Annotated in this window: 14 protein-coding genes and 2 pseudogenes; 8 read left to right on the top strand and 8 right to left on the bottom strand. The window is 26.6% G+C overall.

The window, feature by feature from the left end; all coding sequences use genetic code 11:
• Positions 1-5: 5 nt before the first annotated feature.
• The 3 genes from trpS to der are packed head-to-tail and all read right to left on the bottom strand — an operon-like array spanning position 6 to position 2828.
• Positions 6-965, bottom strand: coding sequence for a tryptophan--tRNA ligase (trpS, locus tag CMOL_RS00815; protein ID WP_239820386.1), 960 nt, complete (start codon positions 963-965; stop codon positions 6-8).
• Positions 962-1456, bottom strand: a complete 495-nt coding sequence (locus CMOL_RS00810; RefSeq protein ID WP_239820385.1) for a shikimate kinase — start codon at positions 1454-1456, stop codon at positions 962-964. The genes trpS and CMOL_RS00810 overlap by 4 nt, the downstream gene beginning before the upstream one ends.
• Positions 1443-2828: a ribosome biogenesis GTPase Der gene (der, locus tag CMOL_RS00805; protein ID WP_239820384.1), complete on the bottom strand. Its 1386-nt coding sequence runs from the start codon at positions 2826-2828 to the stop codon at positions 1443-1445. Before der ends, CMOL_RS00810 begins: the two co-directional genes overlap by 14 nt.
• A gap of 117 nt (positions 2829-2945) precedes the next feature.
• Here der and CMOL_RS00800 point away from each other — a divergent pair, with 117 nt between their 5' ends.
• The 8 genes and pseudogenes from CMOL_RS00800 to CMOL_RS00765 all read left to right on the top strand — a co-directional run bounded on the left by CMOL_RS00800 (position 2946) and on the right by CMOL_RS00765 (position 8646).
• Entirely contained in the window at positions 2946-3866 is a 921-nt protein-coding gene (locus tag CMOL_RS00800) for a DMT family transporter (RefSeq protein ID WP_200282619.1), read from the top strand.
• Positions 3863-4675 (top strand): 3-deoxy-8-phosphooctulonate synthase, encoded by an 813-nt coding sequence (kdsA, locus tag CMOL_RS00795; protein ID WP_239820383.1) that lies wholly within the window; start codon positions 3863-3865, stop codon positions 4673-4675. The genes CMOL_RS00800 and kdsA overlap by 4 nt, the downstream gene beginning before the upstream one ends.
• Positions 4675-5139 (top strand): 6,7-dimethyl-8-ribityllumazine synthase, encoded by a 465-nt coding sequence (ribH, locus tag CMOL_RS00790; RefSeq protein WP_200282614.1) that lies wholly within the window; start codon positions 4675-4677, stop codon positions 5137-5139. The genes kdsA and ribH overlap by 1 nt, the downstream gene beginning before the upstream one ends.
• Positions 5139-5537, top strand: coding sequence for a transcription antitermination factor NusB (gene nusB, locus CMOL_RS00785; protein ID WP_239820382.1), 399 nt, complete (start codon positions 5139-5141; stop codon positions 5535-5537). The genes ribH and nusB overlap by 1 nt, the downstream gene beginning before the upstream one ends.
• A pseudogene (gene pyrF / locus CMOL_RS00780) lies at positions 5534-6378 on the top strand (orotidine-5'-phosphate decarboxylase). The gene nusB and the pseudogene pyrF overlap by 4 nt, the downstream one beginning before the upstream one ends.
• Positions 6375-7140 (top strand): annotated as a pseudogene (locus CMOL_RS00775) (hypothetical protein). The pseudogenes pyrF and CMOL_RS00775 overlap by 4 nt, the downstream one beginning before the upstream one ends.
• Before the next feature lie 61 nt (positions 7141-7201).
• Complete coding sequence (msrP, locus tag CMOL_RS00770) at positions 7202-8095, top strand: protein-methionine-sulfoxide reductase catalytic subunit MsrP (RefSeq protein ID WP_200282605.1); 894 nt, start codon at positions 7202-7204, stop codon at positions 8093-8095.
• A complete protein-coding gene (locus CMOL_RS00765; protein WP_239820381.1) occupies positions 8095-8646 on the top strand; it encodes a ferric reductase-like transmembrane domain-containing protein in 552 nt (183 codons plus the stop codon). Before msrP ends, CMOL_RS00765 begins: the two co-directional genes overlap by 1 nt.
• Here CMOL_RS00765 and CMOL_RS00760 read toward each other — a convergent pair.
• Genes CMOL_RS00760 through CMOL_RS00740 form a run of 5 tightly spaced genes read right to left on the bottom strand, consistent with a single transcriptional unit; the run spans position 8612 to position 13061 of the window.
• The gene (locus CMOL_RS00760) at positions 8612-10327 is read right to left on the bottom strand and encodes an ATP-binding protein (RefSeq protein ID WP_239820380.1); all 1716 of its coding nucleotides are present in this window, start codon (positions 10325-10327) and stop codon (positions 8612-8614) included. The two genes, CMOL_RS00765 and CMOL_RS00760, sit on opposite strands and share 35 nt — an antisense overlap.
• Positions 10327-11148, bottom strand: coding sequence for a hypothetical protein (locus tag CMOL_RS00755; protein ID WP_239820379.1), 822 nt, complete (start codon positions 11146-11148; stop codon positions 10327-10329). Before CMOL_RS00755 ends, CMOL_RS00760 begins: the two co-directional genes overlap by 1 nt.
• A gap of 5 nt (positions 11149-11153) precedes the next feature.
• Positions 11154-11630 (bottom strand): hypothetical protein, encoded by a 477-nt coding sequence (locus CMOL_RS00750; RefSeq protein ID WP_200281996.1) that lies wholly within the window; start codon positions 11628-11630, stop codon positions 11154-11156.
• Between the two features lie 11 nt (positions 11631-11641).
• Positions 11642-12133, bottom strand: a complete 492-nt coding sequence (locus tag CMOL_RS00745) for a YajQ family cyclic di-GMP-binding protein (protein ID WP_239820378.1) — start codon at positions 12131-12133, stop codon at positions 11642-11644.
• Positions 12123-13061, bottom strand: a complete 939-nt coding sequence (locus tag CMOL_RS00740) for a D-2-hydroxyacid dehydrogenase (RefSeq protein ID WP_239820377.1) — start codon at positions 13059-13061, stop codon at positions 12123-12125. Before CMOL_RS00740 ends, CMOL_RS00745 begins: the two co-directional genes overlap by 11 nt.
• Between the last annotated feature and the right edge of the window lie 3 nt (positions 13062-13064).

Below are 13064 nucleotides of genomic sequence, written 5' to 3'. Positions count from 1 at the left end.
ACCCCTCATAAGCCTATTTTAGTATAAATTTTTTGCATTTTTTCTTGAGCAACTTTTCTTGCTTTACTCGCACCAAAATCCAAAATCTCTTTTAAATAAGAAGGTTTATTTAAAAGTTCATTATATTTTTCTCTTATTTCTTTAAAATAATCAATCACTAATTCATTTAAATACATTTTAAAATGTCCATATCCTTCGCCTCCTTTTAAATAACGATTTCTTAAATTTTCTTGCCCTACATCATCTAAAAACAATTTTGCTATTTTAAAAACATTGCATTCTTCAGGATTTTTAGGATCTCCTAAAGCAGTACTATCTGTTATTATTGATGAAATTTGCTTTTTTAAGGTTTTATCATCGCTAAAAATATCTATAGTGTTTTTATACGATTTACTCATTTTAGATCCATCAGTACCTACAATAACAGCGAGTTCTTCATTGATTTTAGCTTCAGGTAAAATAAAAATTTCTCCCCATTCATTATTTACTTTTAAAGCGATATCTCGTGCAATTTCTACATGTTGAATTTGATCTTTACCCACAGGAACAAGCTGAGTATCAAAAAGTAAAATATCAGCCGCCATTAAAACAGGATAAGAAAAAAGCCCATGAGAAGCGCTAAGCCCTTTGGCAATTTTATCTTTATAGCTATGTGCACGCTCTAACAGACCCATAGGTGTAAATTGTGATAAAATCCAATAAAGTTCCATAACTTCTTTCACATCACTTTGTAGCCAAAAAATACTTTTTTGTGGATCTATACCAAAACTCAAAAAAGCTGCAGCAGCTTTGAGAGAATTTTCTTTTAATTTTTCTCCGTTTTGTAAAGAAGTCATGGCATGATAATTAGCAATAAATATAAACATCTCACTTGTATTTTGGGTGTCTATCATTTGCTTAATTGCGCCAAAATAATTTCCTATATGTAAATCTCCACTAGGCTGAATTCCGGTTAATACTCTCATTTAACTACCTTTTTCAATTCTCTTATAAGCTCATCAATACTTTTATTTTCAATATCCAATATGACATCAGCTTTATTTTCATAAATTTTTATTCTTTCATTATATAACTTTTTTGCTTTAATTTCATCAAAAAATAAGGGCCTTTTAGCAATTTCGTCCTTATTTAAACGTTTTTTTAAATACTCAAAATCAGCCCTTAAATAAATACTCAATCCTATTTTTTCTAAATTTTTCACATTAATAAAACCACCACCACTTGCAATACAAGTATTTTGACAAAGGATAAAAAAATCAGCTAACTTTTGTTCTTGCTTTCTAAAAAAATATTCTCCTTTATTTTCAAAAATTTCATTAATACTTTGATTAAATTTTGCCTCAATTAACAAATCACTATCTAAAAAAATTCGATCCAATTCTATAGCTAATTTTCTTGCCATAGTGCTTTTTCCACACCCCATAAAACCAATAAAAACAATATTATCCCTCATCATTTTCCCTGCTTCCTTTTTTACGTGAAGCAATGATTAAAGGCACTCCTTCAAAATTAAATTCTTTTCTGATTTTATTTTGCAAATAACGTTTATAACTAAAATGTAAGGCCTTAGGGCGATTCATAATTAAAGCAATTTTTGGCGGAGCAATATCATATTGTACAGCATAATAAATTTTAACCAATTTTCCATAATCATGTGGCAATGGATGTGCTTTAGTTGCACTTTCAATTAAATTATTAAGTTTTGAGGTTGGAATTTTTTGTATAAAATTTTCAAAAACTTGCAAAATTTTATCAAGTATCACATGTACTCTTTTTCCACTTAAAGCCGAAACACTCACAATAGGTGCATGAGCTAAAAATTTAAAACGATCAAGTTTTAATTCTTTAACCACTTTATCAAAATCAAATTGACTTTTATCCCATTTATTTAAAACTATAATAACACCTAAATAATATTTAGCGATAAGCCCTGCTATTCTTTCATCAAGCTCATTAAAACCCTCATCTGCATCTAAAACTAATAGTGCGATTTGAGAATTTTGTAAAATTTTTTCTGTACGATTTAAAGCAAATCTTTCCAATCCTTGAATTTTTCCACGCTTTCTAATGCCTGCAGTATCTACAAATTCTATTGTTTTATCTCGATAAACTATAGTTTCATTTACAGGATCAATTGTAGTTCCAGCAATACTACTAACAACACTACGTTCTTGCTTAACTAATGCATTTAAAAGACTTGATTTTCCAACATTAACACGACCAACAATTCCTATTCTAATATGGTTTTGATCTACTTCTTTAAATTGCATTTCTTGTTTATTTTCATTATAATGTTCTAAAAAATCCTCCAAATCTTGCTCTTCATCAGGAGTTAAACTAGTTTCATTTAAAAATTGCTCCAACCAATTATAAAGCTCGTCAAGTCCAACATTATGAGTTACTGAAATATTAAAAATTTCTTTTACACCAAAATTTGAAAATTCCCATGCTCTTTCTTCATCTTTTTTATTATCTACTTTATTAATAACTAAAGCCAATGGTTTATTTAATTTTTTTAAAGAATAAAAAAAGCGTCTATCTTCTTCATCTGGAGCTAATTTTCCATCAACCAAATAAAGAATAATATCGCTTTCTTTGGCAACCTTTAAGGTATTTTTCTTAACATTTCTAAAAAGCTCATCACTTTCATCAAGTCCTCCACTATCAATAATAAAAGCACTTTTAGAACCAATACAAACTTCAGTTTTATTTGTATCCCTTGTTGTGCCAGAAATTTCACTTGTAATTGCTATTCTTCTTTTTGCCATCCGATTAAAGAGACTTGATTTTCCAACATTAGGTTTTCCTATCAATATAATGCTTTGCATTTTTTTCCTATTTTTAAATGAAATTTTTTAAGGAAAATTATATAAAATTTGCCTTAATATTAAGCAAAAAAGACTAGAATTAATCCATTTTTCAAGTTTGTCCCTAAAGGAATAAAAATGCGAAAACTTATTAAACACAACCTAGGAATTTATTTTATGCTTTTAGCATGTTTAGATTTTACACTTATGGGAGCTTGTGCTAAAATTTTAAGCAAAGAAATGAGTTCTATTGAAATTATGTTTTTTAGAAATATTATAGGAGTTGTATTTTTACTTTGGTTATTAAAACGATCGAAAGTTCATAAAGAAGGTGGACATTTTTGGCTTTTAGTATTTAGAGGTGTTGCAGGCACACTTTCACTTTATATGTTTTTTTATAATATCTCAAATATCACCCTAGGCGGAGCCTTTGCCTTTCAAAAAACAGCACCTATTTTTATCACACTCATTGCTTTTTTTGTTTTCAAAGAAAGCATAGGAAAAAAAGCTTGGATGGGAATTTTTATAGCTTTTTTAGGCATGCTCTTAATTACCCAACCTTGGGCTGATAAAGCTTATCATTCAGGTTTTGATTTAAAAAACTCTATCATAGGTATCACAAGTGGTTTTTTAGCAGCATTAGCACTCACAAGCGTAAGAAAACTTAGAAAATCTTATACCACGGAACAAATTGCATTTTCGTTTATTTTTCTTGGTACGCTCATGCCTTTACTTTCAATGATAGGGGCTGAATTTTTTAATTTTCACTCTTTACATATGGATTTTATCTTAGCTCCATTTATCATGCCCAGTTTAAAATCATGGATAATTATTTTAATTATGGGAATTTTAGGAACCATTTATCAAATTCATGTAACCAAAGCTTATGGAATAGCTAAACAAGCTGGTATTGTTGCAGGCGTTAGTTATTTTGATGTCATTTTTAGTTTAATTGTTGGATTAATTTTGGGTGATAATTTACCAAGTGCTATGGTTTTTTTAGGTATAATAGGAATAATTTGTGGAGGATTAATTTTAGTCGTAAAAGGAAAAAAATGAAAAAAATGATATTAATTGCTGGTCCTTGCGTTATAGAAAGTAAAGATTTAGTATTTAAAGTCGCTGAACAACTTAAAATTTTTAATGAAAATAAAAATATAGAATTTTATTTTAAATCTAGCTTTGATAAAGCTAATCGCACAAGTATTGACTCTTTTCGTGGCCCTGGAATCGAGGAAGGGCTTAAAATTTTAGAAAGTGTTAAAAATGAATTTAATATGAAAATTTTAACCGACATCCACGAAAGTTTTCAAGCATCAATTGTAAGTGAAGTTGCTGATGTACTTCAAATTCCAGCATTTTTATGCCGTCAAACTGATTTGCTTGTTGCAGCTGGAAAAACTAGATCAAAAGTTAATATTAAAAAAGGACAGTTTCTAAATCCAAGTGACATTAAATATAGTGTTAAAAAAATTCTTCAAACTAGAAGTATAAATAAAGAAGGTTATGAAATAGCTAAACAAAATGGAGTTTTTGTTGCTGAAAGAGGCTCTAGCTTTGGATATGGAAATTTAGTTGTAGATATGAGATCTTTAGTCATTATGCGTGAATTTGCACCTGTTGTATTTGATGCAACTCATAGTGTTCAAATGCCAGGAGCTGCTAATGGAAAAAGTGGAGGAAAAAGCGAATTTGTAGAACCTTTAGCAAGAGCAGCAGCAGCAGTTGGCGTAGATGGATTTTTCTTTGAAACCCATATCAATCCTTGCGAAGCTCTATGCGATGGACCAAATATGCTAGATATTTCACGCCTTAAAAATTGTGTCGAAACACTTTTACAAATACAAAATATTATAAAGGATATTTAATGAAAATTATTGAAGGAAAACTCAATCTTAATTCTAATGAAAAAATTGCAATTATTAATGCAAGATTCAATCATATTATTACCGATCGTCTTGTCGAAGGTGCAAAAGATGCTTTTTTAAGACATGGGGGTAAAGAAGAAAATTTAAGCCTTATTCTTGTTCCTGGCGCTTTTGAACTTCCTTTTATTTTAAAAAAAGCTATAGAAAGTCAGAAATTTGATGCAATTTGTTGTATAGGTGCTGTTATTAGAGGTTCAACTCCGCATTTTGATTATGTTGCAGCAGAAACTACAAAAGGTATCGCTAATATAAGCTTAAATCATAATATTCCTGTAAGTTTTGGTGTTCTTACAACAGATACTATAGAACAAGCTATAGAAAGAGCAGGTAGTAAAGCTGGAAATAAAGGTTTTGAAGCTATGGTTACAGTTATAGAAATGCTTAATTTAAGTAAGGAAATTTAATGGCAACACGTCATCAAGTCAGACAAAGTGTCATTTCTTTGCTCTATGCTTTAGAAATAAATGAAAGAAATGAACATTTTATCAATGATTATCTAGATGAAAAAAAAATTCGTAATGATCAAAAAAAATTTACTTTGAATTTATACCAAGGCATTATTCACAATCTTTATGATATTGATGAAAAATTAAATATTCATCTTAATGAAAATAAAATTGAAAAGTTAGGATATATAGAAAGGGCTATATTAAGACTTGGAGCTTATGAGTTACTTTTTACAGATACACCAAGCGCAATCATAATCAATGAAGCAATAGAATTAGCCAAAGAATTAGCCAATGATAGCTCTCCTAAATTTATCAACGGAGTTTTAGATTCATTAATTAAGGCTAAAAAATGAAATTATGTGTTGCTTTAGATCTTGCTACCAAAGAAGAATGTCTTAATATAGCCAAAGAATTAAAAGGTTTAGATCTTTGGCTTAAAATAGGCCTAAGAGCTTATCTAAGAGATGGTTTTAAATTTATAGAAGAGTTAAAAAAAATAGATGATTTTAAAATCTTTTTGGATCTAAAAATTCACGATATTCCTAATACAACTGCGGATGCTTGTGAGGAAATTGCCAAACTTGGGGTTGATATGATTAATATCCACGCAAGCGTTGGAAATATAGCGATGCAAGAAGTGATGAACCGACTTAATAAACTCCCTAAACGTCCTTTAGTCTTAGCTGTTTCTGCACTCACTAGCTTTGATGAAGAAAACTTTTTCAATATTTATAAACAAAGTATTAACGATGCTGTAATTAATTTTGCCAAAATGTCTTATCAAAATAAACTTGATGGAATGGTATGTTCTGTTTTTGAAAGTAAAAATATTAAAAATAATACTCATCCAAATTTTTTAACATTAACACCAGGTATTCGTCCTTTTGGAGAAAATAATGATGATCAAAAACGAGTAGCAAATTTAGAAACAGCTAAAGAAAATAAAAGTGATTTTATAGTTATAGGACGTCCTATATATAAAGATAAAAATCCTAAAGCAATTTGTGAAAAGATTTTGAGGCATATAAGATGAGTAAAGAAAAAATAAATGAAGAAAATATAGATCGAATTTATGAAAATAATCAAAAAAAAGAATGGGATATTTGTAAAAATTTTGAAGAATGGATTAAAACTCAACCCGATAAGGAAAAAGCCTTGAAAGAATTTTATCAAAAGTGCGGGATAAAGTATTGAATTATCAACAATTAGAATGTGATTATTTTAATCTTTATAACCAATTTATTAGCGTGGATTCAACTATTTCTTTTGAAAAAAACAATCGAATTTTAATTAAAGATTTTGTGTTTTTTTATCATCAAATTTTAAAACAAAAAGATTTTAATTACTTAACAGGTATAAGAAATAAAATTGCCTTAAAAGTTCAAAAATATATGCAACAGTACTCTATAGCACCAAAAAGTCTTAATCTTTCTTGCTTAAGAGAAAACAAACATATTATTTTTTTTGAAATGTTTTATAAAGCTTTAGGCTATTTTGTAGCCTTTAGACAAAAACTTAATGAAGATCAAAAACTCCAAATTATTATATCTAGTATTGATGAAAGCTTTGGATATAAATTTTCAATAGAGAATTTTCAAAATTTAGATCATTTTAAAAAAAGCGATATTTTAACTCTTCCAGAAAGATGTCTTAATTACTTTCACCTAGCAATGATCCACCTTTGCATCATGGTTCTTAATTCTCTTAATTTAAAAGATTACAATCAACATCTTGACAAAGCGATTAATTATCTTATTGATGGCTCTTTTAATATTTACGAAATCATTTTAAAAGAATACTCTTTATTATATAAATTTTAAACGCGAACTTGCAAAACTTAAAGAACTAGAAGTGCAAATTCTTATGCAAGAAATTTCAAAATTAAAACTATCAAATAATTATAAAGAATTATGTGGAGAAATTCTTTATAATCTAGAACTTGACAAAATAACCTAAAAATAATCTTATATTAGCTCTAATATGCTTTAATAATAAAAATTTTTAATAAGGAAAAATTATGCATATTACACCCCAATATTTATATCAAAAAAGAAGAGAATTTTTAAAATTAGGCATTGGAGCTCTTGTTAGCTCAACTTTAATTGGCTCTAAACTTTCTGCTTTTAATTTTATTGAAGATAAAAATCTTAACAATCTAAAAGTAAGCGATGAAGAGTTAGCAATAAATTATGTTAATTTTTATGAATTTTCTACTGATAAGCGAAAGGCTGTTGCTCTAGCTCAGAATTTTAATACTCAAAATTGGAAAATCGAAATAAGTGGAGAAGTTGAAAAGCCAATAATTTTAAGCATGGAAGATATATTAAAATTTCCCTTGGAAGAAAAAATTTATCGATTTCGTTGCGTTGAAACTTGGTCTATGGTAGTTCCTTGGATTGGTTTTGAATTGCGTCAACTAATAGAAAAGGTAAAACCTACCCAAAAAGCTAAATTTGTTAAATTTACAACACTTTTAGACAAAAATCAATTTCCTGATCAAAATGCACTTTTTCCAACTATAGATTATCCTTATGTTGAAGGACTTAGAATGGATGAAGCAATGCATCCATTAACCTTACTTGCTGTAGGAATGTATAAAAAACCTTTAAAACCACAAAATGGTGCCCCTATACGTTTAGTTGTTCCTTGGAAATATGGTTTTAAAAGTATCAAGTCTATTGTAAAAATTGAATTTGTAGAAAAACAACCTCGCACAACTTGGCAAAATTATGCCCCAAATGAATATGGTTTTTACGCTAATGTTAATCCAAATGTATCTCATCCAAGGTGGTCTCAAGCAAATGAAAGAGCTTTAGGTGATTTTTTCACAAAACCTACTTTGATGTTTAATGGATATGAAAAAGAAGTTGCAAAACTTTACAAAGGTATGGATCTAAAGGTTAATTTCTAATGCGTAAATATTTTAATTTTATCGCTTTTATAGCTTTCTTGGCAAGTTTGATTTGTTCTTTTTATAACATTTTTAGAGCTTTTGATTTTGTAAAAGAAATTTATTTTAATACAGGAATTTTTGCTTTAATATTTTTTAATTTAAGTTTGTTTTTTTCTTTATTTAAATTCAAATCAACAAAAAATTATCCCAAATTTTTGGGATTTTTTGCAACTTTTTGGAGTATTATCCATTTTTTAAATTATTTTATTTTTGATAGAAATGCTCAAATTTATAGATTATTTAATGACATCTTATATCATTTTTTAGAGACAACTGGATTTGTGGCTTTTATTATTATTTGTTTAATGTTCTTAAGTTCTTTTAATTTCTTTAAAAAAATATATAAAATAAGAAAATTAGGATATTTATGTTTAATCATCGCAAGTTATCATTATTTTTTAAGTCCTAAAATCCCTATGTTTTGGGAATGGAGTGCTTTAATCTTGTCAATGATTTATTTTATTTTACGCTATATTAAAAACCTACGATCTTACTTTTGTCAAAACTAGAATTAAGTTCTTTTTGTATACTTTCTAAAAAATCTTGCATATAAAAAATTCCTTCTTTAGAAATTGCAACTTTTAAAGCTGTATTTTTAATAATCATTAATATTTGAGCTCCACTTAATTCATAATTAGCTAAAATATTAATATCAAATTTTCTATCAAATTCGGCTTTTTTAGGTAAAAATTTTTCCCACATTTTCAATCTATCTTTAAATTCAGGCTTTTTAAATTCTATTTTATAATCAAATCTCCTAGAGAATGCTATATCCAAATTTTCTAAAAAATTTGTAGTTGCAATAATTACTCCATTAAAACGCTCAATCTGCTCTAAAAAAATATTTTGCATTTGATTATGCATTTTATCACTTCCTGCATTACTTTCAATTCTTGTACTTAAAAATTGATCAGCTTCATTTAGTAATAAAATAGGACTTTGTTTACAAGTTTGTACTATATTCTTATAAGTATCAAAAATTTTTCTAACATTTTGTTCACTCTCTCCAACCCATTTGCTAAGAATTTTAGAACAATCAAAGCTAAGAACCGATTTTTTCATTGATTTAGCCATAGCTAGTGCTGACATAGTTTTTCCCGTACCAGGAGGCCCATAAAAAATAATCTTAGCCTCTATATTTTTATTGTTTTTTATTCCCCATAAATTTAATCTTTCAAGTACTTTTTTATCTTGTTGCTTAAGAATACTTTGCAAAAGCTCTTTAGTATTTTCAGGCATAATAATATCATTAATATTAACCCTTGGTTCTATTAATTCAAAAATATCTTGATCTTTTAAAACATTTTCAATTTTAACCTTTTTGCTTTGTTTTGGTTCAAAATTAATAACCCTTTGCAAAATTTCATCCGTAATAAAAAAACTTTTTGAAATATCTCCGAAAGAATTTAAATACTCATCATATTCTATTAAATTTAAAAGTGGAGAATTTTCCTGAAGTAATCTTTTATTTTTATGCTTGTCAAGTTCATCTTCACTTATAAGAGACAATAAAAAGTTCATTTCTCTAAAAGTAGAATTTTCATTACTCAATAAATATTCTTCTCTTAAAAGTGTTAAAAAAATAATTTGTTCTTTTTGATTAAGATTGAATTCTTTAAAAATATCAGCTAAAACATTATAAAATTTACTTTTTTTTAAACGCTCCTTAATATAGTCTTCACAAAGTTTAATTTGTTCCTTTAATTCACTATTATAAGCACTTTTTCTAATAAAACTCAATCTTTCATAAAGCTCAACTCGTATAAATTCATCTTTAAGATATTCTAAATAATCAGCATAAGCTTCTTTTTTACTAAAATCTAAATTATTAGATTTTGATTCTAAAAATTCTAAAAAATATTCACTTAAACTTAATTCACACTGTAATAAATTTAAACTCAAAGTTTGATTTTTATTGCTTTCAATATTTTTGAAAAAGCTAGAATTTTGATTAACAAAACCTCTTTCTATAAGTTTTTTTAAATCTCCTAAAACATCTAAATACGCATATTTTTCCATACCAAAAATACTAGATAATAGAGTAAATGCATTTACAGAGGCAACGGAAATAACATAATTTTTACAAAGCTCTCTTAAAATCAAAGCTTCATTTTTAGAACACTTAAGTTCTTTATAAATTTGAGTTTTTTCTATAGTTTTTAAATTTAGAAATTCCTTAAGCTTTAACATTATTTTTTAAATTCCTCTATTTCTTTATTGGAAAAATCGATACAAATATTTTCATCTAAAAAATGATTTTCAAAAGGCAAATAGCATTCTTTAACCCCATAAGGAGTTAATAAAAAATTATCATTAAAATCCATTTTTTCAATATCTTCAAAACATTCTGCACAAAAATTTTTAAGTTTTTGATGCAAAAGATCTAAAAATCGATGATTTTTTAAATCATACAATTGACTTAAATGAATAAAAGCATTTTTTTTCATATCATAAATAAAATTATTAAGTTCTAAAATTGGACGCTCCATATCATCTTTATAAAAATAATATTGCTCTTGAAAACTTAATTTTCCATCTTTTAAAAATATAGGCTTTTGAATAATTTGTTCAAAATCAAATTCTTTGTTACTTCGTTGATGAATTTTATTAAATTCATCATTTTTTAAAAAATCTAAACAGCTCTTTATTTTAATATTATTTTGATCTTCAAAAAGATACAAATTTGCAAAACCTAGTTTTTGAGCTTTAATTTTTTTATTATCCAATATTAACTCTTTGGCATCATTAATTTTATAAATATTATCCCCGTCTTTCCAAACATTTGAAATTTTAAAAATAGGAATTTCTATACTCGTATTAAGATCACTTAAAACTATAAAACTAGGACTCGTTTGATTAATATCTTTATCAAATACGGGTATAAAAGGTGCATTTTCATAGATTATAGCAAAAATTTGCTTGTCTTTTAAATTATAAAAAAATACCTCTCCTTTATAGTTTTTAGAAAAAAGTAGACTGATTATGCAAAATAAAAATAAAAAAAATTTCAAAATTTTTATCCTTGATAATTTAAAATGATTTTTATACGTGAAACTTTATCAAAAAAAATGATTTTATTTTTAGAAACTTCATAAAAAATTTCATAATTTTTTGCTTTTAAATTTTGTTTAAATCCATCAGTGGTTTTTTGTATTTTTTTTCCTTGCCATAATGGTTTTGCATTTAAAATATCACTTAAGATATCATCATAATATTCATTTTTAAAAAATTTTTTATTAAAAACTCTTTTATCATAACATACGGCATTTAGACAGATCTTATCTTTAATTTTTAAATTAAAAAAAGCTTGACCTAAATGATAAACCTCTAAATTTAAAGCTTGATTTTCTTTTATTAAAAATCCAAAATCACTCATTTTAAGAAACGGAGAATTGATAGTTATTGCTATGCTTTGACTAAAATTATTTTGATTTTTGATAGCACAAGCATTAAAAAACAATAATATTAAAAAGAAAACAAATACTTTTTTCAAAATTTTAAACCTTATTTCAAATTTTTAAAACTGATATTTAACTCAAGATCAAGCTCACGAACAATTTTCATCACAACTTGTAAATCATCAATTTGTTTTCCTACAACACGAATTTCATCTCCTCTAATTGAAGAATTTACCTTCAATTTGCTCTCTTTTATAGCCTTATTGATTTTTTTAGCATTTTCACTATCTATGGAATCATTTGCCTTTAAATTTAAGTGAAACATAGCTCCATTTTCGCGAGAGAGTTCTTTAATGGCACTAGAATTAATACCTCTTTTAATAAGTTTAGAAATAACAATATCCTTTAAAACATCAAGCTTTAATTCACTTGAAGAACTAAGCTTAAAAATACTGTCTTTTTCATTAAATTGAATTTCAGTTTTAATACCCTTTAAATCATATCTTGAATCCAATTCTTTTTTTGCCTGTTCAAAAGCATTTTTAAGTTCTTGTTTATCAATCGCTGCAGAAATATCAAAACTATGTTCACTTGCCATTTTTTATCCATTCATTAAGATTTTCATAAACCTTATTCATTAAAATATTAATAGCTTCTTTAGATGCCCATGCAACATGCGGAGTAATAATAAGATTATCTTTATTTTTAATTTTTAAAAGTGGATGATTTTCTAGCATAGGTTCTTTTTCTAATACATCAAGCCCAACTTTGATATTTTTTTGATCCATCGCTTTTGCTAAATCTAATTCATTTATAATACCGCCTCTACCAACATTAATCAAAATCGCATCATCTTTTAATAATTCCAATTTTTCCAAATTTAATAAATTCATAGTTTGATTATTGAGCGGGGCATGAATGCTTATAATATCGCAATTTTTTAGAAGCTCATCTAATTCCAAGCGTTCAAATTCTGAATTTGCATTTGCTCCACTAGTAGAATAATAATAAATTTTAGCTCCAAAAGCTTTTGAAATTTTAGCAACTTCTTTTCCTATAGAACCAAGCCCTATGATACCATGTTTTTTACCTTCTATACTGGTTAAAATTCTACTAAAATCTGTAAAAATAGGACTTTTACACCATTTTTCATTTTTCACCCATTGATCATAATAAGGAATATGATTTAAAAAAGCAAAAATTAAAGCAAAAGTATGTTGCACAACACTCATTGTAGAATATCCAGCTACATTTTTTACTACAATATTTTTTTCTCTAGCATAATCAACATCTATATTATTTAATCCTGTAGCAGTTTCTAATATAAGTTTGAGATTAAAAGAAGCGTCTATAATTTCTTTATCAATCACTACTTTATTAGTCATAACAATATCAGCATCTTTTAAACGTTCAATTGTTTGTTCTTTATTTTTGGTTGTATCATAAAGTTTAATTTCTCCGAATTTTTCAAAAACACTAAAATCATAATTTCCTAAAGTTGCTGCATCTAAACATACTAATTTCATTGC

The organism is Campylobacter sp. RM10537, assembly GCF_022369435.1.
GTDB classification, from domain to species: domain Bacteria; phylum Campylobacterota; class Campylobacteria; order Campylobacterales; family Campylobacteraceae; genus Campylobacter_D; species Campylobacter_D molothri.
The sequence above is the reverse complement of the archived record's forward strand: the minus strand, read 5'-3'. Positions and strand labels throughout refer to the sequence as shown.

Coding starts and splice junctions, on each gene's coding strand:
- CMOL_RS00800 (WP_200282619.1), top strand. CDS start 2,946: ATGCGAAAACTTATTAAACACAACCTAGGAATTTATTTTATGCTTTTA.
- kdsA (WP_239820383.1), top strand. CDS start 3,863: ATGAAAAAAATGATATTAATTGCTGGTCCTTGCGTTATAGAAAGTAAA.
- msrP (WP_200282605.1), top strand. CDS start 7,202: ATGCATATTACACCCCAATATTTATATCAAAAAAGAAGAGAATTTTTA.
- der (WP_239820384.1), bottom strand. CDS start 2,828: ATGCAAAGCATTATATTGATAGGAAAACCTAATGTTGGAAAATCAAGT.
- CMOL_RS00760 (WP_239820380.1), bottom strand. CDS start 10,327: ATGTTAAAGCTTAAGGAATTTCTAAATTTAAAAACTATAGAAAAAACT.
- CMOL_RS00765 (WP_239820381.1), top strand. CDS start 8,095: ATGCGTAAATATTTTAATTTTATCGCTTTTATAGCTTTCTTGGCAAGT.
- CMOL_RS00745 (WP_239820378.1), bottom strand. CDS start 12,133: ATGGCAAGTGAACATAGTTTTGATATTTCTGCAGCGATTGATAAACAA.
- CMOL_RS00810 (WP_239820385.1), bottom strand. CDS start 1,456: ATGATGAGGGATAATATTGTTTTTATTGGTTTTATGGGGTGTGGAAAA.
- ribH (WP_200282614.1), top strand. CDS start 4,675: ATGAAAATTATTGAAGGAAAACTCAATCTTAATTCTAATGAAAAAATT.
- CMOL_RS00740 (WP_239820377.1), bottom strand. CDS start 13,061: ATGAAATTAGTATGTTTAGATGCAGCAACTTTAGGAAATTATGATTTT.
- nusB (WP_239820382.1), top strand. CDS start 5,139: ATGGCAACACGTCATCAAGTCAGACAAAGTGTCATTTCTTTGCTCTAT.
- trpS (WP_239820386.1), bottom strand. CDS start 965: ATGAGAGTATTAACCGGAATTCAGCCTAGTGGAGATTTACATATAGGA.